Raw genomic sequence first — 21,044 nt, forward strand, 5'->3', positions numbered from 1 at the left:
TCGATCGCATATCCGCGTGCATTCGCCCTTGATCCATGCGAATGCCCTTGATCGGCCCGCAGCGCGCCGCGCGCGCGACCCGCGCACCGCGCAGGGTGCGCGCCCGCGGAGCGCGCGGCCCCCGGCCAGCGCCCGCCCGACCCGCCCGACCCGCCCGACCCGCCCGGCCAGCACGGCCCGCGGGCCAGCGGCGCCGCCCGACCCCCGCACGGGGCCGGCGTGGAGGATGCCTCAGACGCTCTGGCGCTGGGCCTCGACGGTCATGCCGGAGCGGTTCAGCCGCAGCAGCGTCGGGATCAGTTCCGTGGCCGGGCAGGGCGATTCGAGCACCATGCGGCGCACGTCGTCGGCCCAGCTCGACCGCGCGCCGGTGACGACCAGCGTGTCCGGCTCGGGTAGTCCCACGAGCAGGTCGTCTTCGCCGAGCAGCTCGGACATGCGCTCGTGGAAGTCGGGCATGGCGACCGCCGACGAGGCGAACGACCCCTCTCGGTCCAGTCGCAGCAGCGTGACCCGCTCGGGGTTCGCGTCGTCGTTGTAGCAGTTGACCTGCAGGCCACCGGCCAGCGCGCCGAACGCCTCCGCGACCAGGTCGTTGAAGGGCCGGCCGGACAGGCCGGACTCGGTCACATGGCTCATGCCGATCGTGCCGCGCGACGTGGGCCCTACCGTCGCGAGCGAGTAGCACAGCTGCCCGGGCACCACGTCGACGTGCGGCAGGAACTCCAGCATCCCGGACCGGGGCGAGCCGTGGCTCCACAGTACCGGCAGGAGCTCGCCGTTCTCGCCGACCTCGCGCATTCCCTCGGCCGCCGCGCGACCGGCCTGCTCGTGTGCGGCCTCGACCATCGCGTGGCGGGCGCCTTCGAGCGCAGCGCCCCAGCCGTCGGGTCCGGGGCGCTCGAAGGAGTACGACATGTCGGCGCCCGCGAACGTCTCGCGGACGAAGCGGACGTCGTCGGCGGACGGCTCCCATTCGCTGTACAGGCTGGAGACCTCGGCGGCGGTGGCGTCGTGCTCGCGCCGCACCTGCTCCCACGCCTGGCGCAGGCCGTCGTCGTCGCGGGTGGGCACCTCGGCGAGCGCGCGCTGGCCACCACCCCTGCGCAGCTCGAAGACCACCAGGTTGCGCGACGGATCGGCGTCCACGCCGACACCTCCTCGGACTGCGCTCGGGCATCGTCGCCCGGGCCAGGGTTTCACACGGCGTGAAGACCCTACCGGTGCCCGGGTCGGCCCACCACAGTGGAGCGTCGGCCGCGCGGGGTTCCACCGGTGCCCGGTGGCGAAGGGAAAGCGCTTGCCATATGATCGGCGTCAATCCTGCAAATATGGCGACTCTCTAATCCGGCAATAGCGCGCACACCACCGCCGACCGACGAGTCGCCTACTCGCATGTGCCGGATTTCTTGCAACAAAGCTGCACATGGCAGGCATTGACTGTTTTAAGTCTACCTTTCTACGTTGGCAGGAAAGCGCGTTCCGACGCAGGGAGGTAACAGTGCAGGAAGCGCGGCACGTCCACCACCGCCTGGGCAGGCGCACGCGAACCGCTTTCGCGGCCGGTGCCAGCGCCGCCGTCACCGCGGTGGTCCTGACCATCAGCGCGGTCGCGAACGCGGCCACGTTGTTCTCGGACGATTTCAACGACGGCAACGCCAGCGGTTGGAGCACCTCCGGCGGCAGCTGGTCGGTATCGTCCGGCGCCTATTCTCAATCCGGCTCCAGCGCCAGCGCCAAGGCCCTGGCCGGCGCCACGTCGTGGTCGACCGCCACCGTGCAGGCGCGGGTGACCGCGGGCGCGTTCGGCGGTGCGACCTCGCGCGGCATCGGCATCGCGGCCCGGGTGCAGAGCACCTCGAACTTCTACGCTCTGGTACTCACGCCCAACGCGGTGCAGATCCGCAAGGGAGCGACCACCACGCTCGCCTCGGCGTCGTTCTCGACGGTCACCGGCACCGCGTACACGCTGCGGCTGAGCGCCACCGGCGGCTCGCTGGTCGGCTCCGTCAACGGCACGCAGGTGGTGTCCACCTCGGACAGTTCGTACGCCACCGGCCGCGCGGGCCTCATCGCCAACTACGCCGCGGGCTCCTTCGACGACGTCCTGGTGACCGACGCGGCCGGCCCGAGCCCCACCACTCCGGCGCCGACGTCACCCTCAACCTCACCCTCAAGTTCACCTTCAGCCTCGCCGACGACCTCGCCGACCGCGGGGCCGACCACCAGCCCGCAGCCGCCCGGCGGGATCATCGGCTGGGCGACGCAGGCCGGCGGCACCACCGGCGGCTCGGGCGGCGCCACGGTCACGGTGAGCAACTGGAACGACTTCCGCACCCAGGCGCAGGCGTCCGGCACCCGGACCATCCTGGTCAACGGCATGCTCGCCGGCTCGGGCACCGTCGAGGTCACCGCCAACAAGACGATCCGCGGTGTCGGCGCCAACTCCGGCGTCTCCGGTACGACCCTCAACATCGAGGACATGTCACCGGCCAACGTCATCATCCAGAACATGAACATCCGCGGCGTGCCCGGCACCGACGCGATCCAGATCGAAAACGCGTCGCACATCTGGATCGACCACAACACCATGCAAAGCACCATCGAAAGCGATGTCGACTTCTACGACGGAATGATCGACATCACGCACGCCGGTGACTACATCACCATTTCCTGGAACATCGTCCGCGACCACTGGAAGACGTCACTGGTCGGCCACTCCGACGGCAACGCCGGCGAAGACGTCGGTCACCTACGAATCACGTACCACCACAACTGGTTCGACCGCACATTCGAGCGCAGCCCGCGGGTGCGTTTCGGCGAAACCGTCCACGTCATGAACAACTACTACACGAACGTCAACAACAACACATCCTCGTACGCCATCGCCTCCACCATGAACGCCGGCGTGCTCGTCGAAGGCAACGTCTTCGAAAACGTGCAGCAGGCATGCTGGTCCGCGAGCGGTTACGCCGACTCCGACCCCGGGCGGCTCGTGGCCCGCAACAACTCGCTCACCAACTCCGGGCCGTGTGAGGTCAACGGTTCGGTGGCCGCGCTCCCGTACGCCTACACGGCGGAGAGCGTCGGCACCGTCAAGGCGTCCGTCACCGCGGGCGCCGGCGCGGGCAAGATCTGACCCATCGCGGGTCACGCGCGGCCCTGAGACGTCCCGCGTCTCAGGGCCGCGCGGTTCGATTTGAGCTACCGCGACGCCCGCCGCGCTCCATACCGTTGCTCCCGCGGCCTCACCGTCCGCGAGTCTGGATATCGACGTGGCCGGATGGGAGAATGTGCCGATGCTTCGTCGAATTCTCGTCGTGCTGACCGCGGTCTGCGGTCTCACCGCCCTTGGCGCCGCGCCCGCCCATGCCGACTCGGCCTGGGGATGGAAGATCTATCGGGCCAGCTCCACCACCTACTGCGGCGGCAAGATGGTCGCGTCATACGCCAACAACACGGCCATTTCCATCAACTACAGCCGAAGTGTGACAACGTCGGAGCAGGTGTCGATCTCCGCTACCATCAGCGGCGGCACCGAACGGATCGGCATCGAGATCGGCGCCTCGAACGAGCAGACAATCACCATCAACGACCAGATCTCGATGGTGATTCCGCCGTACACGATAGTCAACATCAACGCCCGGCTCACCCGCGAGACGTGGAACCTCGAATACCGGAACCTCATCATCCAGTCGTACGGAACCGGTGTCAGCACACGCCCCGTCGGCATGTGCGTATCCACCGCGCCGGTGCCCGGAGGGCCGTGACAGCCTCCCAACCCGTCATTACCAGCAGTGTCCGCAGGCGGGCGTGTGCTCGACCGCGTACTCGGTGACCATGACCTTGCGGTTGACATAGGGGGCGGTCGGCGGCAGCGACGCCACGGTAAACGCCTTCTCCCCCTGCTGCCCGGGGTTCCTCGTCACCATGACGCACGCGACACGCACGCTGTAGTCGGTCACGAGGCAGACCGCGAACCGCCTGGTCGCCGCGGCGATCTGGTTCTCCACGGTGGCTTCGGTCGGTGCAAGCTTCGAGTACGGCTGGAGGTGGAACCAGAACACCACGCCGATGCCGCGGTCGCCGTAGCGGGCGTACGCGAAGGAGGCCCGGGACCGGCGGTTGACGCAGTCGAGGTGGCCCTTCAGCACGAGGAACTCGGCGTCGGTCACCGAGGTCGCGTGGATGCCGCCGCTGAGGCAGCGAATCCGCGTCCACTCGGTCTCTCCGGCCGTGACGGGACCGGCGGTGAACACCATCGCCAGCACGGTGGTCAGCACCATCACGGCCCGAGCCAGCCACTTCATCCTGTACTCCCATCGGTCGACCGACTCGACGATGAGACCACGGGGTCGTGGGCGCTGTCGGCGTCCAGCAAGATCATCGAAAGCTTCTCTTGCGGAATCACGCATTCGATCACGACAGCAGGCCGCGCCGGTACGCCTCGCCGACCGCCGCGGCGCGGTCGCGCACGCCGAGCTTGTCGTAGATGTGCAGCAGGTGCGTCTTGATGCTGGCCTCGCTGATGAACAGCCGGCGGGCCACCTCCCGGTTGGACGCGCCCTCCGCCACGTGCCGCAACACCTCCAGCTCCCGCTTGCTCAGTCCCGGACCGCCCGGCCGGCGTACGTGGCCCATCAGCTGACCGGCCACCGATGGCGCCAGCACCGACTCGCCCCGATGTGCCGCGCGCACGGCACGCAGCAACTCGCCAGGCGTGGCGTCCTTGAGCAGGTACCCGGTCGCCCCGGCCTCGATCGCGGGCAGCACGTCGGCCTCACTGTCGAATGTGGTCACCACCAGTACCCGGATTGCTGGCGCCCGTTCGCGCAGCGCGGCGATCGCCTGCACGCCGCTCATCACGGGCATCCGCAGGTCCATCAGCACCACGTCGACGCCCAGCCGGACGGCCTGCTCGACAGCCTGCCTGCCGTCGGCGGCCTCGCCCGCGACGTCGATGTCGGGCTCGTCGGCGAACGCGCCGCGCAGCCCGTTGCGGACGATCGGGTGGTCGTCGGCTATCAGTACCCGGATCACGGCGCCCCCACGGACATCATCGGTACGCTGACACTGACGGCGGTGCCCTCGCCGGGCGCGCTCTCCACGGTCACGGCGCCGCCGATGCCGCGGATGCGCTGGCGCATGCTGTTGAGCCCGAATCCGCCACTGTCGGCGTCACGCATCCCCACGCCGTCGTCGCGCACGTCCAGCAGTACCACGTCGCCCAGGTACGACAGCGTCAGCCCGACGCGCGCGGCGCTGGCGTGCTTGGCGACGTTGGTCAGCGCCTCCTGGGCCACCCGAAACAGCGCGACCTCGATCGCCGGGCTCAGCGGCACCGGCTCACCGGTGATCTCCACACTCGGTTCCACCCCCGTCTCGTTCGACCACCGCCGGGCGAGGTCGGCCACGGCGTCGGGCAGCCGCGCCTCCTCCAGCTCGCGCGGCTGCAGCGCCTGTACCGACCGGCGCGCCTCCGTCAGGCTCTCCTTGGCCAGCGCCAGCGCCCGGTCGACGTGCGGCCGGGCGCGTGCCGGCTCGGGCCAGACCCGCTGCGCGGCCTGCACCTGGGTGATGATGCCGGCCAGACCCTGCGCCAGGGTGTCGTGGATCTCGCGGGCCATCCGCTGCCGCTCATCCAGTACACCGGCCTCCCGCGCCTGGGTCAGCAACTGCGCGTGCAGGCCGGCGTTCTCCTCCAGGGCCGCCTCCAGGCGGGCCACCATCTCGTCGCGGCGCCGCTGCTGCTCGCTGGCCTTCTCGCCGAACACGATCCCGGCGCCGATCGCGGCCGACTGCACGATGATCACCCCGAGGTAGCCGCCGAGCGACGCGGGGGTGGCTTCCGGGGCGCCCATCGTCATCGTGTTCAGCACCACCGAGGTGACCAGCACCCCGGCCACTCCGAGCGGCCACGGCTTGAGCTGGTAGGCGTGGAAGAACGCGGTGATGGTGAACAGCACGTAGATCACGTCGTACGCCATCAGCGCCGCGCACAGGGCGAGCAGGCCGGCCATGTAGACGGCGCCCGGCCACCACCGCTCCCAGCGTTCGCGCCGCGGCCGGGTGTGCCAGCCGTACACCCACGCCGCGGCGAGCGCCGCCAGGGCGAGGGTGCCGGCCCGAACGCCCGCCGCCTGGTCGGGCGTGGCCTGGTTGATCGCCACGGACGGGACCAGCAGGAGCCACGGGACGACCACCAGAACCCGCGCGTACCGCCGGTCCCAGTCGATTGATGCCACGCCCGTCCCCATTCCCGGTCATTCCCAGCGGAACAGCTTGGCCGCGGCCGCCCCCGCCACGATGGCCACGCCCGCCATTATCGCCAGTTGGACGAGGCGCGTACTCCCGCTCTGGGCGCCGACGGTGGCCAGTACCCCCGGGTGGTCGGACCAGGCGGTCAGCAGGCCCTGGACGCCGGGAGGGGTGTAGTCGCCCATCCGCACCAGCGCGTCGGGCATCAGGAACCGGGGCAGGAACACGCCGCCGGCGAACATCACCACCATGTACACGAGGGTCGCCAAGCCACCGGCGACCCGGCTGCTCGGCGCGACGGCCGCGATCAGCGTGCCCAGAGCCAGCACCGCGCCGAACCCGACGCCGAACGCGGCCAGGAACGTCCACGGATGCCGCGGCAGCGGGACATCGAGTACCAGCCAGGCCGTGACGACGACCAGAGCGCCCGCCACGACGCACGCGGCCAATCCCACGAGGAGCTGGGCGAGCAGGAGCTTGACCGGGTGTACGGGGGTGGTGGACAGCCGGCGCAGCACCCCGTGCTCGCGGTAGGTGGCGAGGACGCCCGGGATGTGTTGCAACGCGATGACGCCGATGCCCAGTACCAGAGCCGACGGCGCCCACAGCTCGACGAACCGGGCCCCGTCGTACTCCTCGGAGGGCTCCCGGAGTGTGGGAATGGCGCCCAGGGCCAGCAGGATGAGGGTCGGTGACAGTACGCCCAGGATCGCGGCGGTCGGCTCCCGCAGGAACAGCCGGGCCTCGACGAGGGTGGTCCGCATCAGGGTCGACATCAGTGGTGGCTCCGTCCGGTCAGCGCCACGAAGGCGTCGTCGAGGCTGGCATGCTCGATGCGCAGGTCGTGGGCGACGATGCGGTTGCGGGCCAGCACAGAGGTGAGAGCGTGGAGCAGGTCCCCGGTACCGGTGACGATCACCTGTCCCCCACCGCGCCGCACGCTGGTCACCTCGTCCAGGTCGGTCAGCAGGGCGTCGTCCAGCGGCGTCGACGGGGTGAACCGCACCCGCTGCTCGCGGCCGGCGCGGGCGATCAACCCGGCGGGCGTGTCGAGGGCGGCGACCCGGCCCGAGTCGATCAGGGCGAGCCGGTCGCAGAGCCGCTCGGCCTCGTCCATGAAGTGGGTGACCAGCACGATGGTGACGCCGGACGCGCGGACCTGCTCGATCAGGTCCCAGGTGTCGCGGCGCGCCTGCGGGTCCAGGCCGGTGGTCAGCTCGTCCAGCACCGCCACCGTCGGGCTGCCGACGAGCGCGAGGGCGATCGACAGGCGCTGCTGCTGACCGCCGGAGAGCTTGCCGTACCGGGTGTTCCGCTGGTCAGCGAGGCCGAGCCCGTCCAGCAGCTCCCGCCAGTCCGCCGGATGCTGGTAGTACGAGCTGTACAGGGCGAGCGCCTCGCTGACCGTGATCTTCTCCTGCAGCCGGCTCTGCTGCAGCTGTACGCCGACCCGCTGGCGCAGCTCGGCGCGATCCCGCTGCGGGTCGAGCCCGAGCACCGTGATGCTCCCCCGGTCGGGCCGGCGCAGCCCCGTAATGGACTCGACCGTGGTCGTCTTGCCGGCACCATTGGGACCGAGGATGCCGAATATCTCGCCTTCTTCGACCGCGAACGACACGTCGTCCACCGCCACCGTGCGGCCGTACCGCTTGTGCAGGTTCTCCACCGCGATGATCGCCATGAATCGAGGATCGCGGGCGGTCGCCGAACGCGGGACGCCCGGCCGGCGACGAGCTCGGTGGATTCCCGTATCAACCAGTTGACGGATACCGGTGATCAGGGCGTCCCTGAAGTCGTTAGGGCGACTTGAGGGACGCCCTGATCATGGAGGCCCTCAGTGGGCGAAGTCCCAGCGGGTGGCGCCGTGAGGCTCGGCGGCGGCGACGCCGAAGGCGGTGTGCAGCGTCAGGCGGTACAGGTGCCACGGCGGCGGGCCGGCGCTGGGCGCGGTGAACGGAGCCGTCAGCCCGTCGCCCTCCACCGACGCCGGCCAGCCGCCCCCGCGATAGACAGTGGCGACACGCTCCAACGTGGACGGATCGGTGACCCGGTGCGCGTCGCCCTCCAGTACCAGATCTATGCCGGGCAGCCGCACCGACACCGTGCACGCCGGGTTGGCCGCGAGGTTCCGCGACCTGCGGGTGCCGGGACCGCCCACGAAGTACAGGGCGTCGTCCACCCACACCGCGCCAACCCCCGCCGTGTGCGGCCGGCCGTCGGGGCGGACGGTGGCGACGAAGAACGTGAGGTCAGACTCGGGCGACTCGCTGGCGAGCAGGTCACGCGGGCGGCTCCACGGCAGCTCCGCCGAGCCGTACTGGTCGAGGTTGCGAGTCGAGATCGGCTCGTTCATGTAGTCAGTCATACCCGTACGTCGACCGGCCCGCCCCATTTTCGACACCCACCCTCGCCCTTCTGCCCGCCGATCAAGGGCGAACGCACGTTGTTGGATCTCTTTGCCGCGTGCGTTCGCCCTTGATCCCGGCGTTTGCCCTTGATCGCGGCCGGCAGCCGACGCAGCTGCCGCCGAAGGCGTGCGGCCGTGCCGGCGCCCGGCCGGCTCGCTCCGCCAACCGGCGCATCGGTCCCGCGTCGGAGGCGCAGTACGTTCCGGCGGCGTCTTTGTCGTCGCATCGTGCATGGGCACAAACGGACGTACCCGGGGGTGGTGCCGGCGCCGATCTCGCACGCGCGCTGAATCTTGGAGCTGGACCGTCGCCAGGGCGACGCTGGGCATCCAAGATCTGGAGCTGAGCAGCGCCTGTGGCGCCGCTCAGCGCGGGCACGCTTGAGCGACGGCCGTCGGCGCTTCCTGAGATCGCCCGAATCGCCGGCGGAGAGCGCGAACACTTCCGCAAGAACGCCATGCGGCAGGCCCCGCGCGGCGCGGCACCCGCGCGATGGCCGCGCGAGCGCGCGTGGCCGCGTAAGCGCGCGTGGCCGCGTAAGCGCGCGTGGCCGCGTAAGCGCGCGTGGCCGCGTAAGCGCGCGTGGCCGCGTAAGCGCGCGTGGCCGCGTAAGCGCGGGACGGCCCGCGATGGTCGCCGCCGCGAGGTTAGCCCCCAGACGGCTCGGTCTTGACGCGCCCAGAATCACCCAGCTTGATGGCCGCGATCAAGGGCATCTGCATGGATCAAGGGCGAATGCACGCGGAAATGAGATCCAACCACGTGCATTCGCCCTTGATCGACGAACAGGGCAGCCAAGCGCGCGGGCCGAGCGGACGCGGGCCGAGCGGACGCGGGCCGAGCGGACGCGGGAGGGGCAGCGGGAGGGATGAGAAATCGGCTGTAACGTTCTCGGCCGCGCTCGCGATACATAGATGCCGGCCGCAACTCCGGCCACCCATAGCACCTAGAACGTGTTCCTGGAATTTCAGATAAGAAACATTTCAGGACTTGTTCTAACTTGTAGAACCTGTTCTACTAGCCCAGTGCGACCGGGATTGAGCGTATTCATGGCGATTGCTGCGTGTCTCGCACTGCCGGCCTGCGGGTCCGCCCTGACCCCCGAGCAGCGCGCCGACGTGCTGGGCGCACCCGGAGGCGGCGGGGCCGCAGCGGGTGGTGACAGCGGCGGCGGGACCACGGGCGGCGCCGGCACCAGCGATGGCGGCGGCGACGGAGCGGCGGCCGGTGGCGGCGGGCCGGGCGGCACGACTGGCGGCGCGCAAAAGGGTGCGCCGGTGAAGTGCCAGGGCACCGGGGGCGCGACCGCACCGGGCGTGACCGCCAACAAGATAAAGATTGCCAACGTCTCCGACGTCAGCGGGCCCGTGCAGGGGTTGTTCGAGTCGGCGCAGCAGGCCGTCAAGGCGTACGTCGGCTATGTCAACAGCACCGGCGGCGTCTGCGGGCGCACGCTCGAGCTGATGGCGCTGGACTCGCGCACCGACTCCCGCGGCGACCAGGAGGCTACCGCGCGGGCGTGTTCGCAGGCGTTCGCGCTGGTTGGCTCGATGTCGGCGTACGACCAGGGCGGCGCGGCGACAGCCAGCGGCTGCGGCATCCCGGATCTGCGGGCGGTCACCACGACAGCGCAGCGCCAGAAGGTGGCCGTCACCTACGGAGTCAACTCGAACAAGGTCAACTTTCAGTCGACCGCGGTCGCCGACCATTTCAAGGGTAAGTTTCCGGCCGCCGTGTCGAAGGCCGCCTTCCTGTACCTCAACTCCGAGGTTACCAAGCAGAACGAGGCCAGCTTCGTCAAAGCGTTCACCGGCCGCGGCTTCACGTTCGTCTACGAGCAGGCCATCGACGTCGCCGACTTCAACTACGCGCCCTACGTGGTGCAAATGAAGGACCGCGGCGTGCGCTACGTGCAGTGGCTCGGCTCGTACCAGCACGCGGCGCGCCTGCTGCAGGCCATGAAGCAGCAGGGTTTCAAGCCCGACGTGTTCGTCATGGACCCGGTCGCGTACGACGCCAACTTCGTCAAGCAGTCCGGTGACGCGGCCGAGGGCATGGCGGTGTTCACCAACACGGCCCTGCTCGAAGAGGGCGGCGGCAACGCGGAGATGAAGCTGTACCGTTCGTGGCTGGCTCGGGTCGCACCCGGCGCGGCGCCGGACTACTTCGGCTTCTTCGCGTGGGGTGCCGCCAAGCTCTTCGTCGAACTGGCCGCGAAGGTCGGACCCAACCTGACCCGCAAGGCCCTGCTCGACGCGGTCAAGGGCGTGCACGCGTACACCGCCAACGGACTGTTCTCGCCGCAGGACGTGGGTGGGAAGCGCACCGCGAAATGCTGGGCGTTCATCCGGCTCAAGGGCGGCCGGTGGGTCCGCGAGGCGCCCGGCTCCGGATTCCGATGTGGACAACTCGTCAACACAGGCGTGGGCGGATGAGCGGACTCATCGCGTTCACGGTGCTCGGGCTCGTCACCGGCGCCGGATACGCCGTTGCCGCGAGTGGGCTGGTGCTGACGTACAGCACGTCGCGGGTGTTCAACGTCGCGCACGGCGCGATCGGCATGGTGATGGCGTTCCTGTGCTGGGAGCTGACCGTCCAGCGTGGACTGCCGGGGTGGCTGGCCGTGCTGCTGGTCGTCGGGGTGGCCGCGCCGCTGCTGGGCGCGTTCGCCGAACGCGTCATGATGCGCCACCTGGCCGGCGCGCCCGAGGGCACCACGCTGGTCGTCACCGTCGGGCTGCTTATCATGCTGATCGGTGCGGCACAAGCGATCTGGCCAGCGACCGCACGCCCGGTGGAGCCGTTCTTCGGCCAGCGCGGGTTCCGGGTCGGCAGCGCCTTCGTCACGTACCACGATCTCGTGATGGTCGCCGCCGCCCTGGTCGTCGCCGCTGGCCTGTACAGCTTGCTCAGCCGGACCCGGATCGGCGCCGCGATGCGCGCGTCGGTCGACAACCGCGAGCTGTTGCGCCTTTATGGCGCGCGCACATCGCTGGTTTCCGCGCTCAGCTGGGCGATCGGCGCGGCTCTGGCCGCGCTCGCCGGCATCTTGCTGACGCCCGTCGTGGGCCTCAGCTACTTCGACCTCACCCTGCTGGTCATCAGCGCGTACGCCGCCGCCGTGGTCGGCCGCCTCCGCAGTCTACCGTGGACATTTGTCGGCGCGCTGCTGCTGGGCCTCGCGCAGTCGTACGCGGTCGGCTATCTTCCGCCCACCGAGGCCCTGAGCGGTCTGCGCGCCGCCATTCCGGCTCTCTTCCTGTTCGCCGCGCTGCTGCTGTCGCCGCAGGCCACTCTCCGCGTCGGCCAGATCAAAGGCATCGCCGGTGTACCGGTTCCGCCCGCCCGCCGCGCGCTGGTATCCGGGGTGCTGCTGGTCGGCGCGGCGGCGGCCGCCTCCTTCGCCCTTCCCGCCGCGCAGAACGACCAGCTGGCGCTCGGATTCGTGTACGGCATCGTGATGCTGTCACTCGTGCCCCTAACCGGGTACGGCGGATTCGTCTCCCTCACCCAGCTGACGTTCGTCGGCATCGGGGCGGTCACCGTGGCGCGGCTGGGCACCGCCTCTCCGCTCGGACTGCTGGCGGCGGCCGCCGTGGCCGCGCTCGTCGGTGCCCTCGTCGCGCTGCCCGCGCTGCGGCTGCGCGGGCTCTACCTTGCACTGTCCACATTGGCCTTCGGGTTGCTGATGGACAAGCTCGTCTTCCAGTCCAGCCTCGCGTTCGGCTTCAACGGCAGCCTCTCGGTACCCCGGCTGGCCGGCCTGCGCGGTGAGCGCGCCTATGTGATGGTCTGTGCGGCGGCGTTCGTCGTCGTGGGGCTTGGCGTGCTGGCGTTGCGCCGCAGCGGATACGGCCGGATCCTGCTCGCCATGCGCGACAGTCCCGCCGGCTGCGCCACGCTCGGCCTGAACATGCGGTGGACGCGGGTGCGGCTCTTCGCCCTCTCCGCGGGCATCGCCGGGTTCGCCGGGGGCCTGCTCGGCGGGTTGCGGCAGACCGTCGCGGCGACCGACTTCCAGCTCATGGGCAGCCTGCCGTTGCTGCTGCTCGCGGTCGTGGCCGGCGTCACCTCGGTCTCCGGGGCAGCTCTGGGCGGCATGGCTCTGATGCTGCTGCCGGTACTGGCCAGCGCGTTCCCGGCGCTGGGCGGGCTGGTCTACCTGCTCGTCGGTGTGGCCTCGGTCGGGCTCGGCCGCGACCCGAACGGCGTGGTGAGCCACCTGTTCAAGCTAGGCCGCCGGCGCGAACACTGGCGTCCTGCACCCGCGCGGCGCCCGCCCAGCTCTGCTTCCACGGAGGCGACACGTGTTTCCTCCGCGGAAGCAGAGCAAAGCAGCACGGAGAACAACAGCGGCGCCGAGCACAGCGGGACGCCAGCGCTTCCCCTGCGGGGAGCGGGGGTGAACCGATGACGCTGCTGGAAGCGGTCGACGTGACGGTGCGGTTCGGTGGGGTGACGGCGGTCGGCGCCGCGAGCCTGGCGGCCGCCGCCGGCCAGGTGACGGGGCTGATCGGGCCCAACGGCGCCGGCAAGACCACGCTGTTCAACGTGATCACCGGGCTGCAGCGCCCCACCCGCGGCACCATCCGGCTCGCCGGGGAGGACATTACCGGGCGCGCCACCCACGAACGGGCCCGGCGGGGCATCGCCCGCACGTTCCAGCGGCTGGAGGCGTTCGGCTCGTTGACGGTACGGGAGAACGTGCTCGTGGCGGCCGAGATCCACCGCCGGCACGCGCTGCGCCGCTCGCGCCGCCAGCAGGCGCCGGCCCGGGTGACCGACCGTCTCATCGAGAGGGTCGGCCTCGACGCGTACGCCGACCGGCCCGCCGACACGGTGCCCACCGGCATCGCGCGGTTGCTGGAGCTGGCCCGGGCGCTCGCGCTGGATCCCCGCCTGCTGCTGCTGGACGAGCCGTCGTCCGGGCTGAGCGTGGCGGAGACCGAGTCGTTCGGCGACCTGCTGCGGGAGCTGGCCGGCGAGGGGCGGGCGGTGCTCATCGTCGAGCATGACATGGACCTGATCATGCGAGTGTGCGACCGCGTCAACGTGCTCAACTTCGGCGCGGTCATCGCCTCCGGCACACCCGCCGAGGTCCGCGCCGACGCCGGCGTCCAGGCCGCCTACCTGGGAACGGCCGCATGAAGCCGATCCTGGAACTCGTCGGGGTGACCGCCGGATACGGCCGGATCGAGGTGCTGCACGGCGTCGACCTGGCCCTGCCGCGCGGCGCGGTGATGGCGCTGCTGGGCCCGAACGGCGCCGGCAAAAGCACGCTGCTGAAGGTCGCGAGTGGACAGATCCGGGCCACCGCCGGCCACGTGCACGTGGGCGGGGCGCACGTCAACGGCGCTTCCCCGGACGCCCTCGCCCGCGCCGGGCTGTGCACGATCCCGGAGGGCCGCTCGGTCTTCCCCAACCTCACCGTGCGCGACAACCTGCGCCTTTCCACGTACGCCGGTGCGCGGGCGGCAGATGTATACGGGACAGCGTTCGACCGGTTTCCCCGCCTCGCCGAGCGCGCCAACCAGCTCGCCGGGTCGCTGTCGGGCGGCGAGCAGCAGATGCTGGCGATGGCTCGCGCGCTCGCGACCAACCCGGCTGTCCTGCTGGTCGACGAGCTGTCGATGGGGCTCGCCCCGCTGGTCGTGCGGGAGCTGTACGAGGTGGTGGCCGGGCTCGCCGCCGATGGCGTGAGCGTGCTGGTGGTCGAGCAGTTCGCCGACGCCGCCCTGGCGGTCGCCGACCGCGCCGCCGTACTGGTCCACGGGCGGGTCGTCGCGACCGGCGGGCCCGACGAGATCGCCGACGAACTGGCCAACCTCTACCTGGGAAGCGTCACATGAAGACATCGCGCACCCTCATGACCGTGTTCGTAGGCGGCGCCCTGCTGGCGATACCGGGGCGGGCCGAAGCCGCGGACCTGGCCGGCTTCACCCTCAGCGCCGACGCGGCGCCGGTCGCCGTCCAGATATTCGAGCCGACCATCCCGATACCGGCCGAGCCCCAACTGGAGCTGAACCTCTCGTACTCCCGCGCCAAGCTGTCCAGCGGACCGACCGGGCGGGCGGTGTCGAGCCTCATGTGGCCCGGTGACGCGGTCGGGTACGGGCTGCCGGAGCTGCTGCAGAACCCGGACGCGACGTACCCGGTAAAGGTCGACGCGGCACACCCCGGCGGACCCGCGGACGCCAAGCAGGAGGTGGCGCCGGGCGCGGCGATGACCTCGCACGCGGACGGCGGCTCCGTCGAGGCGGCCGCCCACGGTGCGAAGCATTCCAGCCCCGCACTCCCCCTGCCCGGCCTGCCCATCTCGCCGGTACTGGTCGCGCTGGAGGGCTTCTCCTCGCACAGCAAGACGGCGGTCGGCGGCGACAAGGCGACCGCCGTCTCGTACGCCACCGCCGGCTCGATCTCGCTGCTCGGCGGACTGGTCAAAGTGGACGGTCTGCGGGCGGAAACCGAGGCGGTCAGCGACGGCGCCCGGGGTACGGCCACCGGCACCGTGGTGTGGAAGTCGTTGACCCTCGTCGGCCAGAAGGTCGCGCTCAACCAGGACGGTGTGGCCGGGCCCACCGGTGTCACCAAGCTGCCGGCGCTGCCCGCCGAACTCACCACCCGTCTGAAGGACCTGGGGCTGAGCGTCGACCTGCCAGCGGTACAGCGAAAGGTCAACGGCACGGCGGCCACGGTGACCGGCCGGGGTCTGACCGTGACCCTCGATACCGGCGCGCTGCTCAAACGGCTCGGCCTGGCGTCGCTGCTCGACCCGGTCCTCGCGCTGCTGCCGGCCGACCTGCGCACCCAACTCGTCCCGTGGCTCAACCTGTCGCCCCGGCTCGTGTTCGTACTGGGCACGGCGACCGGCCAGGCGACGGCCTCCCCAGCGGTGGCCGCCGAGGCCCCGCCGCCGGCCGCCGGACCGGCCGGCGGCGGGAGCCAGGCGGGCGGCGGCGACGCGGGCGCCGGGGTGGGCGGCACCGGCGGCGAGGTGCCGCCCGAGTCCGCGCCGGGTGAGGCCACCACGCCGGTCGCCAGCAACGAGTGGCCGGTGTTCCCCGGCGTGCCCTGGTACGCCTTCGTCATCGGCCTCGCCGTCGCCGCCGCCGTCTCGTACGGGCTGCGCCGGTATGTCGCGCTGATGTTTGGCGGTGGCGGCTGCGACCTGGGAGTACCGAACGGCGTGCCCAACCTGAGGGAGCGGTAGATGGGAAACGAGCAGCGGCTCCAGCAGATCCTGACGCTCGCCGGCGGCTTCCTCATGCCGCTCGGGCTCGCGGTCATCGGCATCGGCTGGTACGGCACGGCGCACACCGGGTACGTGTTCGAGCAGGTGCCGTACCTGGTCTCCGGTGGGCTCTTCGGGCTCGGGCTGACCATCTGCGGCGCGCTGATCTTCTTCAGCTCGTGGCTGGCCCGGCTCGTCTCCCTGCAACGGGAGCAGGCCGAGCTGATCCGCCGCCTGGCCGACCGCCCGACCGCCCCGGAGCCGGACTCGACGCGCCTGCTACCCACCGTCGAGCCCGACCGCGCCGGCGTCTCCTAGTCCGTCAGCCCTGCACCGTGGGTATGGCGATGATCTCGGCCAGGTTGAGCCGCGCGGGTGCCGCGGTGGCGTACGCGATGACGTCGGCGATGTCCTCCGCCGGCAGCGGCGGCACGGCGCGCCGCATCTCGTCGAGGATCTCGCGCTGCTGGCCGTCCTGCATGCCGTCGCCGAGTTCGGTGCTGACGAAGCCGGGCTCGACGTTCTTGACCCGTACGCCGCGCGGGCCGAACTCCGCCCGCAGGCCGCGGGTCAGGTGCGCGACCGCGGCCTTCGTCGCCGTGTAGACCGCGTAGTTCGGAAACACCGTGTGGCCGCCGATCGACCCGACGAGTACCAGGTCGGCGCGCTTGTCGCCGGCTGCGGCGGCGAGCAGGTCGTCGATGAACGCGCGGGCGGTGTAGAGCAGGCCGTTGATGTTGGTGCCGACCATCTGGTCCCACTCGCCGGTCCGCCCCGCTTCGAAGGGTGCGGCGAGCATCACACCCGCGTTCGCCACGACCAGGTCGGCAGGCCCGAGCGTCGAGCGGATGGTCGCCGCGGCGGCGTACACGGCCTGCTGGTCGGTGATGTCGACGGCGACCGGCAGCGCGGCCGTGCCGAGCTCGGTGGCCAGCTCCTTGAGACGGTCCTCGCGCCGCCCGAGGAGGGCGACGGACGCGCCGCCCGCGACCAGCCGCCGCGCGATGGCGGCGCCGATGCCGCTGGTGGCGCCGGTGACGATGGCGATCCGGCCGGAGAGTGCGTTGTTGTCTGTCATGGCTCCACCATCGCGGCGTCGCGGCGGGCCATCCAGGACGGGCTTTTCCTGGTAGTGGCGGGGCCAGGATAGCCGCGGGCGGCCGGTCTAGCCTGGGGTGATGAACAGCGACAACCGGCTCGGCGAGTTCCTGCGCGCGCGGCGCGAGCTGGTGCGCCCGGAGGAGTTCGGCCTGCCGGACCCGGGGCGGCGGCGGGTGCCGGGCCTGCGCCGCGAAGAGGTCGCGCTGCTGGCCGGGATGAGCGCCGACTACTACGTGCGGCTGGAGCAGGGGCGCGACAAGCACCCGTCCGAGCAGGTGGTCGACGCCCTCGCCCGGGTCTTCAGCCTCGACGAGGAGGCCGCGACGCACCTGCGCGAGCTGGCCCGCCCGGTCGCCCGCCGGCGGCGCCGGCCCAGCCAGCCAGAGCGGGTCAGTCCACACCTGGCACGCCTGCTTGACGCCTGGTCCGGCACGCCCGCCCTGATCCTGGGCCGCTACATGGACGTGCTGGCCAACAACCGGCTCGCCGCCGCGGTGAACCACTGCTCGGTCAAGGGGCAGAACCAGCTGCGGTTGGTGTTCCTGGAGCCGGAGACCCGCCAGATCTACCCGGACTGGTCCACAGTGGCCGCTCAGACCGTGGCGAGCCTGCGCGCCAGCGCCGGCGGCGACCTCGACGACCCCCGCCTGACCGAGCTGGTCGGCGAGCTGTCACTCAAGAGCGAGGACTTCCGCCGGCTGTGGGCACGCCACGACGTGCGGGCCAAGACCGCGGGCAGCAAGCGCTTCCACCATCCGATGGTCGGCGAGCTGACGCTCGCCTACGAGACCTTCACGGTCAACGGCGCCGACGGGCAGATGCTCATCGTGTACCACGCGGAGCCGGCCAGCCCTTCCGAACACGCCCTGAAGCTGCTGAGCAGCACGGTGGCGGACGCCCCCACACGGGAACCCGTGGCGAGAAACGGGGTCGCTGGCGCCGGATCGGTACAGTCGCCGCGTGCCTGAACCGATGACCGACGCCGCCCTCCTGGAGCGCGTCCGCAGCACCCCCGCGATCGCCAAGCTCCTGACCGACTTCGACTTCGACGTCGCGCGGGTGGCGGGCGGCCCGGCCGAGCCGATCCACCTGGCCGGTGGCGAGCCCCTGGAGATGGTCGCCGGTGACGCGTCCGGCGGCGCGTTCATGCTGGTGGGCTCCGGTGACCAGCGCCCGGTGCTGTACGCCGGCTCCGAGGGCGAGGGTGGGCTGATCGCCACCAGCCTTCGCGACGCGCTCGCCCTCATCGCGAGCGTCTCCTCCATCCACGACGCGACCGCCGGCCGCTGGGACGACGACGGCGGCGCGGCGGTTCTCGCGATGCTGGCCGAGGCAGACGAGGAGCTGCGCGAGGACTGGCCGGATCTGGACGAGGACCGCCAGCGGCTGCGCGAGGCGCTCGCCCTGCCGGCCGGCGACGGCCTCGTGGAGGCGCTGCACCGGCTGGCGGCCGACGAGACGTACCGCCCGATCAGCGACGCCGGCGACCGCTACGACTCCATGCTGCCCTAGGGCTTGCGATAGTCAGTTGGACTCAATACTCTGATGGAATGAGTATTCGCGAACCGACGTACTTCGCGCTCGCCGCGCTGATGGACGGTCCGCTCCACGGATACGCGATCATCAAGCGCGCCGAGGAGCTGTCGGACGGCCGCGTGCGAATGGCGGCCGGCACCCTTTACGCGGCACTCGACCGGCTCAGCGCCGAGGGCCTGCTGCGCGTCCTGTCCGAGGAAGTGGTCAACGGGCGGGCCCGGCGATACTACGGTCTCACCGACGAAGGGGTCGCCGTGCTGCGTGCCGAGGCGAACCGGATGGCGCAGGCGGCGCGCGTCGTGACCGACCGGCCGATCCGATCCGTCGGGGTGGTGAAGCCCGCATGAGCGAGGCACTGGAAGCCCGGTACCGGCGGCTGCTGCGGGCGTACCCGAAGGGGTACCGCCACGAGCGCGGCGCCGAGATGATGGGCACGCTGATGGAGGCCGCCGGCGACGACCAGCGGCGCCCGACCGCGCGCGAGGCCGCGGCGCTCGTCCTGCGCGGCCTGCAGGCCCGCGCCGGTGCGCACCACGCGCGCTCCGTCCGCCAGTCCTGGCTCGGGGCACTGCGTCTGGCGGTACTCCTACTGCTGGTCTACGCCACCGCCGGGGGCCTGGCCGAAACCGGCCGGGTCATCCCGCGGGTGCTCACCGACGGCCTAGCGTATCCGCCTGAGCTCTTCTATCCACTGGGGATGGTCATCACGGCGCTCGCGGTCGTCGCGGTGGCGCGCGGGCGGTACGTGCTGGGTCTACTCGCGACGCTCGGCGGGCTCGCCGCGACCCTGACCTCGGCGTACTTCGCGATGGCCGGCAGGGACAACGTCACCGGGCAGCTCCACTACCCGGAAATCCGACTGGTCGTGCACTTCACGGGCATCGAGCCGACGTTCTGGCCGCTGCCGCTCGCCCTACTGCTGATCGCACCGCTGATCGCGTGGCCGGCCGCCGGCACCCGGCGACCGCTGCCGTGGCTGCTCGGCGTCCTGGCCGCCGTATTCCTGCTGCCTACCGCGTACGAGGTGACGATCGGCGTGCAGCCCTGGGCGACGGTCGCGGTGGTGGTCGGCTTCCTGTTGTGGACGGTGGTCGACGCCCGGGCCACCATCGCCGCGGGCGTGCTGCTCGTGCCGGTGATCCTCGCGCTGCTGGTGGTGAACACACAAAGCTATGGGCAGTTCGAGACCCTTGCCAGCGCGTGGTTCTGGACGCTCGTCGTCGGCGCGGTCGCTCTCGTGGCCGCCGGTACCTTCGGACTGCGCCGCCAGGCCCGCCTGTGACGGGCGAGCTGGGTAGGGGCATCAACTTCGGCAACGCCCTGGACGCCTACTCTGATCCGTTGCGGCTGACCGAGGCGCACTTCGACGCGGTGCGGGCGGCCGGTATCGACACCGTACGCCTGCCCGTGCGCTGGTCGGCCCACGCGGCGGCGGAAGCACCGTACACAATCGACGGTGGGTTCCTCGCGCGCGCCGACTGGGCGGTCGGGCGCGCGATGGAACGCGGCCTCAACGTCGTACTGAACGTGCACCACTACGACGAGCTGAACGCCGATCCCGACGGTCACACGGCCCGGTTTCTCGGCCTGTGGAAGCAGATCGCGTCCCGATACGCGGCTCAGCCCAACCGCCTGTACCTGGAGCTGCTCAACGAACCACACGGCGCGCTGGATCCGCCGCGCTGGAACGAACTGCTAGCCCAGGCGCTGGCGGTCGTCCGCGAGACAAACCCCGACCGGGCCGTCATCGTCGGCACCGCGCGCGCCAACGACATCGACGCGCTACCCGAGCTGCGGCTGCCCGACGACGACCGGCTCATCGTGACGGTGCATTACTACGCGCCGTTCGCGTTCACCCATCAGGGCGCGACGTGGATACCCGACACCGAGCGCTGGCTGGGCACGACGTGGGGTACCGAATCGGACCGCAAGGCCGTCGCCGACGACCTCGAAACCGCCGCGCGCTGGACGGCGAGCCACAACCGGCCCCTGTTCCTGGGCGAGTTCGGCGCATACTCCAAAGCGGACATGCCGTCCCGGCTGCGCTGGGTCGAGTTCGTCCGCGAGCAGGCCGAACGCCTCGGGATGAGCTGGGCCCACTGGGACTTCGCCACCGACTTCGGCGCATACGACCCCGAGCACGACGCCTGGCGCGCCCCACTGCTGCGCGCCCTCGTCGGCCCGGCCTCTCCGCCGATCAAGGGCAAAGGCACGTGATTCGATCTCTTTCCGCGAGCATTCGCCCTTGATCGATGCACATGCCCTTGATCGACGCGGCCAGGCTCGCCAACCGACGCGCCCCGCGGGCCGTGCGGGCCTCGCCCCGCGCGCGGGCCGCGCGGGGCCCGCGAAGCGCGCGGGGCGGGCAGGGCGCGCAGGACCGCACGGGGCGCGGCAGAGCTTCGATGCCGGGGCCGTCCGTCCACATAGGTCTGGGCACGAACGGCGCCGGATCGCCGGCAGGGCCTCGAACCTCAGAGATTTCGAGCTACCGCGACGTGCGTCGCGGT

21 protein-coding genes are annotated in these 21,044 nt (G+C 71.1%); 13 read left to right on the top strand and 8 right to left on the bottom strand.

The window, feature by feature from the left end; translation table 11 throughout:
* Positions 1-231: 231 nt before the first annotated feature.
* Entirely contained in the window at positions 232-1,149 is a 918-nt protein-coding gene (locus tag QMG73_RS30400) for a hypothetical protein (protein WP_281901380.1), read from the bottom strand.
* Between the two features lie 352 nt (positions 1,150-1,501).
* On the opposite strand from QMG73_RS30400, the gene QMG73_RS30405 reads away from it, so the two are divergent.
* On the top strand, positions 1,502-3,139 hold the full coding sequence (locus tag QMG73_RS30405; protein ID WP_281901382.1) for a pectate lyase family protein: 1,638 nt from the start codon (positions 1,502-1,504) through the stop codon (positions 3,137-3,139).
* Positions 3,140-3,275: 136 nt separating this feature from the next.
* Positions 3,276-3,770 carry a hypothetical protein gene (locus QMG73_RS30410; RefSeq protein WP_281901383.1) on the top strand — a complete coding sequence of 165 codons (495 nt, stop codon included), beginning with the start codon at positions 3,276-3,278 and terminating at the stop codon, positions 3,768-3,770.
* Between the two features lie 18 nt (positions 3,771-3,788).
* Here QMG73_RS30410 and QMG73_RS30415 read toward each other — a convergent pair whose 3' ends face one another.
* From QMG73_RS30415 to QMG73_RS30440, 6 genes are all read right to left on the bottom strand, one after another.
* The gene (locus QMG73_RS30415; RefSeq protein ID WP_281901385.1) at positions 3,789-4,310 is read right to left on the bottom strand and encodes a hypothetical protein; all 522 of its coding nucleotides are present in this window, start codon (positions 4,308-4,310) and stop codon (positions 3,789-3,791) included.
* Positions 4,311-4,419: 109 nt separating this feature from the next.
* Complete coding sequence (locus QMG73_RS30420) at positions 4,420-5,040, bottom strand: response regulator (protein WP_281901386.1); 621 nt, start codon at positions 5,038-5,040, stop codon at positions 4,420-4,422.
* Positions 5,037-6,245 carry a sensor histidine kinase gene (locus tag QMG73_RS30425; protein WP_281901387.1) on the bottom strand — a complete coding sequence of 403 codons (1,209 nt, stop codon included), beginning with the start codon at positions 6,243-6,245 and terminating at the stop codon, positions 5,037-5,039. The genes QMG73_RS30420 and QMG73_RS30425 overlap by 4 nt, the downstream gene beginning before the upstream one ends.
* An 18-nt stretch (positions 6,246-6,263) precedes the next feature.
* The gene (locus QMG73_RS30430) at positions 6,264-7,034 is read right to left on the bottom strand and encodes an ABC transporter permease (RefSeq protein WP_281901388.1); all 771 of its coding nucleotides are present in this window, start codon (positions 7,032-7,034) and stop codon (positions 6,264-6,266) included.
* Positions 7,034-7,939, bottom strand: coding sequence for an ABC transporter ATP-binding protein (locus tag QMG73_RS30435; protein WP_281901390.1), 906 nt, complete (start codon positions 7,937-7,939; stop codon positions 7,034-7,036). The genes QMG73_RS30430 and QMG73_RS30435 overlap by 1 nt, the downstream gene beginning before the upstream one ends.
* A 153-nt stretch (positions 7,940-8,092) precedes the next feature.
* A complete protein-coding gene (locus tag QMG73_RS30440) occupies positions 8,093-8,611 on the bottom strand; it encodes a pyridoxamine 5'-phosphate oxidase family protein (RefSeq protein ID WP_281901391.1) in 519 nt (172 codons plus the stop codon).
* A gap of 1,104 nt (positions 8,612-9,715) precedes the next feature.
* On the opposite strand from QMG73_RS30440, the gene QMG73_RS30445 reads away from it, so the two are divergent.
* The 6 genes from QMG73_RS30445 to QMG73_RS30470 are packed head-to-tail and all read left to right on the top strand — an operon-like array spanning position 9,716 to position 16,215.
* The gene (locus tag QMG73_RS30445) at positions 9,716-11,101 is read left to right on the top strand and encodes an ABC transporter substrate-binding protein (RefSeq protein WP_281901392.1); all 1,386 of its coding nucleotides are present in this window, start codon (positions 9,716-9,718) and stop codon (positions 11,099-11,101) included.
* Positions 11,098-13,080 (top strand): branched-chain amino acid ABC transporter permease, encoded by a 1,983-nt coding sequence (locus QMG73_RS30450; protein WP_281901394.1) that lies wholly within the window; start codon positions 11,098-11,100, stop codon positions 13,078-13,080. Before QMG73_RS30445 ends, QMG73_RS30450 begins: the two co-directional genes overlap by 4 nt.
* Positions 13,077-13,814, top strand: coding sequence for an ABC transporter ATP-binding protein (locus QMG73_RS30455; protein ID WP_281901396.1), 738 nt, complete (start codon positions 13,077-13,079; stop codon positions 13,812-13,814). Before QMG73_RS30450 ends, QMG73_RS30455 begins: the two co-directional genes overlap by 4 nt.
* Positions 13,811-14,515 carry an ABC transporter ATP-binding protein gene (locus tag QMG73_RS30460; protein WP_281901398.1) on the top strand — a complete coding sequence of 235 codons (705 nt, stop codon included), beginning with the start codon at positions 13,811-13,813 and terminating at the stop codon, positions 14,513-14,515. The genes QMG73_RS30455 and QMG73_RS30460 overlap by 4 nt, the downstream gene beginning before the upstream one ends.
* Positions 14,512-15,876, top strand: a complete 1,365-nt coding sequence (locus QMG73_RS30465) for a hypothetical protein (RefSeq protein ID WP_281901399.1) — start codon at positions 14,512-14,514, stop codon at positions 15,874-15,876. Before QMG73_RS30460 ends, QMG73_RS30465 begins: the two co-directional genes overlap by 4 nt.
* Entirely contained in the window at positions 15,877-16,215 is a 339-nt protein-coding gene (locus QMG73_RS30470) for a hypothetical protein (protein ID WP_281901400.1), read from the top strand.
* 4 nt (positions 16,216-16,219) lie between these two features.
* Here QMG73_RS30470 and QMG73_RS30475 read toward each other — a convergent pair whose 3' ends face one another.
* Entirely contained in the window at positions 16,220-16,975 is a 756-nt protein-coding gene (locus tag QMG73_RS30475; RefSeq protein ID WP_281901401.1) for an SDR family oxidoreductase, read from the bottom strand.
* 100 nt (positions 16,976-17,075) lie between these two features.
* Between QMG73_RS30475 and QMG73_RS30480 the strand changes: the two genes are divergently transcribed.
* From QMG73_RS30480 to QMG73_RS30500, 5 genes are read left to right on the top strand one after another with little or no spacing between them, the layout of a single operon-like run.
* The gene (locus QMG73_RS30480) at positions 17,076-17,966 is read left to right on the top strand and encodes a helix-turn-helix transcriptional regulator (RefSeq protein ID WP_281901403.1); all 891 of its coding nucleotides are present in this window, start codon (positions 17,076-17,078) and stop codon (positions 17,964-17,966) included.
* The gene (locus tag QMG73_RS30485; RefSeq protein ID WP_281901404.1) at positions 17,959-18,510 is read left to right on the top strand and encodes a hypothetical protein; all 552 of its coding nucleotides are present in this window, start codon (positions 17,959-17,961) and stop codon (positions 18,508-18,510) included. Before QMG73_RS30480 ends, QMG73_RS30485 begins: the two co-directional genes overlap by 8 nt.
* A gap of 38 nt (positions 18,511-18,548) precedes the next feature.
* Positions 18,549-18,881 carry a PadR family transcriptional regulator gene (locus QMG73_RS30490; RefSeq protein WP_281901407.1) on the top strand — a complete coding sequence of 111 codons (333 nt, stop codon included), beginning with the start codon at positions 18,549-18,551 and terminating at the stop codon, positions 18,879-18,881.
* On the top strand, positions 18,878-19,816 hold the full coding sequence (locus QMG73_RS30495) for a hypothetical protein (RefSeq protein ID WP_281901409.1): 939 nt from the start codon (positions 18,878-18,880) through the stop codon (positions 19,814-19,816). Before QMG73_RS30490 ends, QMG73_RS30495 begins: the two co-directional genes overlap by 4 nt.
* Entirely contained in the window at positions 19,813-20,751 is a 939-nt protein-coding gene (locus QMG73_RS30500) for a glycoside hydrolase family 5 protein (RefSeq protein WP_281901412.1), read from the top strand. Before QMG73_RS30495 ends, QMG73_RS30500 begins: the two co-directional genes overlap by 4 nt.
* The last annotated feature ends 293 nt before the right edge of the window (positions 20,752-21,044 follow it).

This window comes from Phytohabitans aurantiacus (genome assembly GCF_027923225.1).
GTDB lineage: Bacteria > Actinomycetota > Actinomycetes > Mycobacteriales > Micromonosporaceae > Phytohabitans > Phytohabitans aurantiacus.

Bases quoted from the DNA above. Each gene is read 5' to 3' on its own strand.
- QMG73_RS30415 (WP_281901385.1), bottom strand. From the start codon at position 4,310: ATGAAGTGGCTGGCTCGGGCCGTGATGGTGCTGACCACCGTGCTGGCG.
- QMG73_RS30430 (WP_281901388.1), bottom strand. From the start codon at position 7,034: ATGTCGACCCTGATGCGGACCACCCTCGTCGAGGCCCGGCTGTTCCTG.
- QMG73_RS30435 (WP_281901390.1), bottom strand. From the start codon at position 7,939: ATGGCGATCATCGCGGTGGAGAACCTGCACAAGCGGTACGGCCGCACG.
- QMG73_RS30440 (WP_281901391.1), bottom strand. From the start codon at position 8,611: ATGAACGAGCCGATCTCGACTCGCAACCTCGACCAGTACGGCTCGGCG.
- QMG73_RS30445 (WP_281901392.1), top strand. From the start codon at position 9,716: ATGGCGATTGCTGCGTGTCTCGCACTGCCGGCCTGCGGGTCCGCCCTG.
- QMG73_RS30450 (WP_281901394.1), top strand. From the start codon at position 11,098: ATGAGCGGACTCATCGCGTTCACGGTGCTCGGGCTCGTCACCGGCGCC.
- QMG73_RS30455 (WP_281901396.1), top strand. From the start codon at position 13,077: ATGACGCTGCTGGAAGCGGTCGACGTGACGGTGCGGTTCGGTGGGGTG.
- QMG73_RS30460 (WP_281901398.1), top strand. From the start codon at position 13,811: ATGAAGCCGATCCTGGAACTCGTCGGGGTGACCGCCGGATACGGCCGG.
- QMG73_RS30465 (WP_281901399.1), top strand. From the start codon at position 14,512: ATGAAGACATCGCGCACCCTCATGACCGTGTTCGTAGGCGGCGCCCTG.
- QMG73_RS30470 (WP_281901400.1), top strand. From the start codon at position 15,877: ATGGGAAACGAGCAGCGGCTCCAGCAGATCCTGACGCTCGCCGGCGGC.
- QMG73_RS30475 (WP_281901401.1), bottom strand. From the start codon at position 16,975: ATGACAGACAACAACGCACTCTCCGGCCGGATCGCCATCGTCACCGGC.
- QMG73_RS30480 (WP_281901403.1), top strand. From the start codon at position 17,076: ATGAACAGCGACAACCGGCTCGGCGAGTTCCTGCGCGCGCGGCGCGAG.
- QMG73_RS30490 (WP_281901407.1), top strand. From the start codon at position 18,549: ATGAGTATTCGCGAACCGACGTACTTCGCGCTCGCCGCGCTGATGGAC.
- QMG73_RS30495 (WP_281901409.1), top strand. From the start codon at position 18,878: ATGAGCGAGGCACTGGAAGCCCGGTACCGGCGGCTGCTGCGGGCGTAC.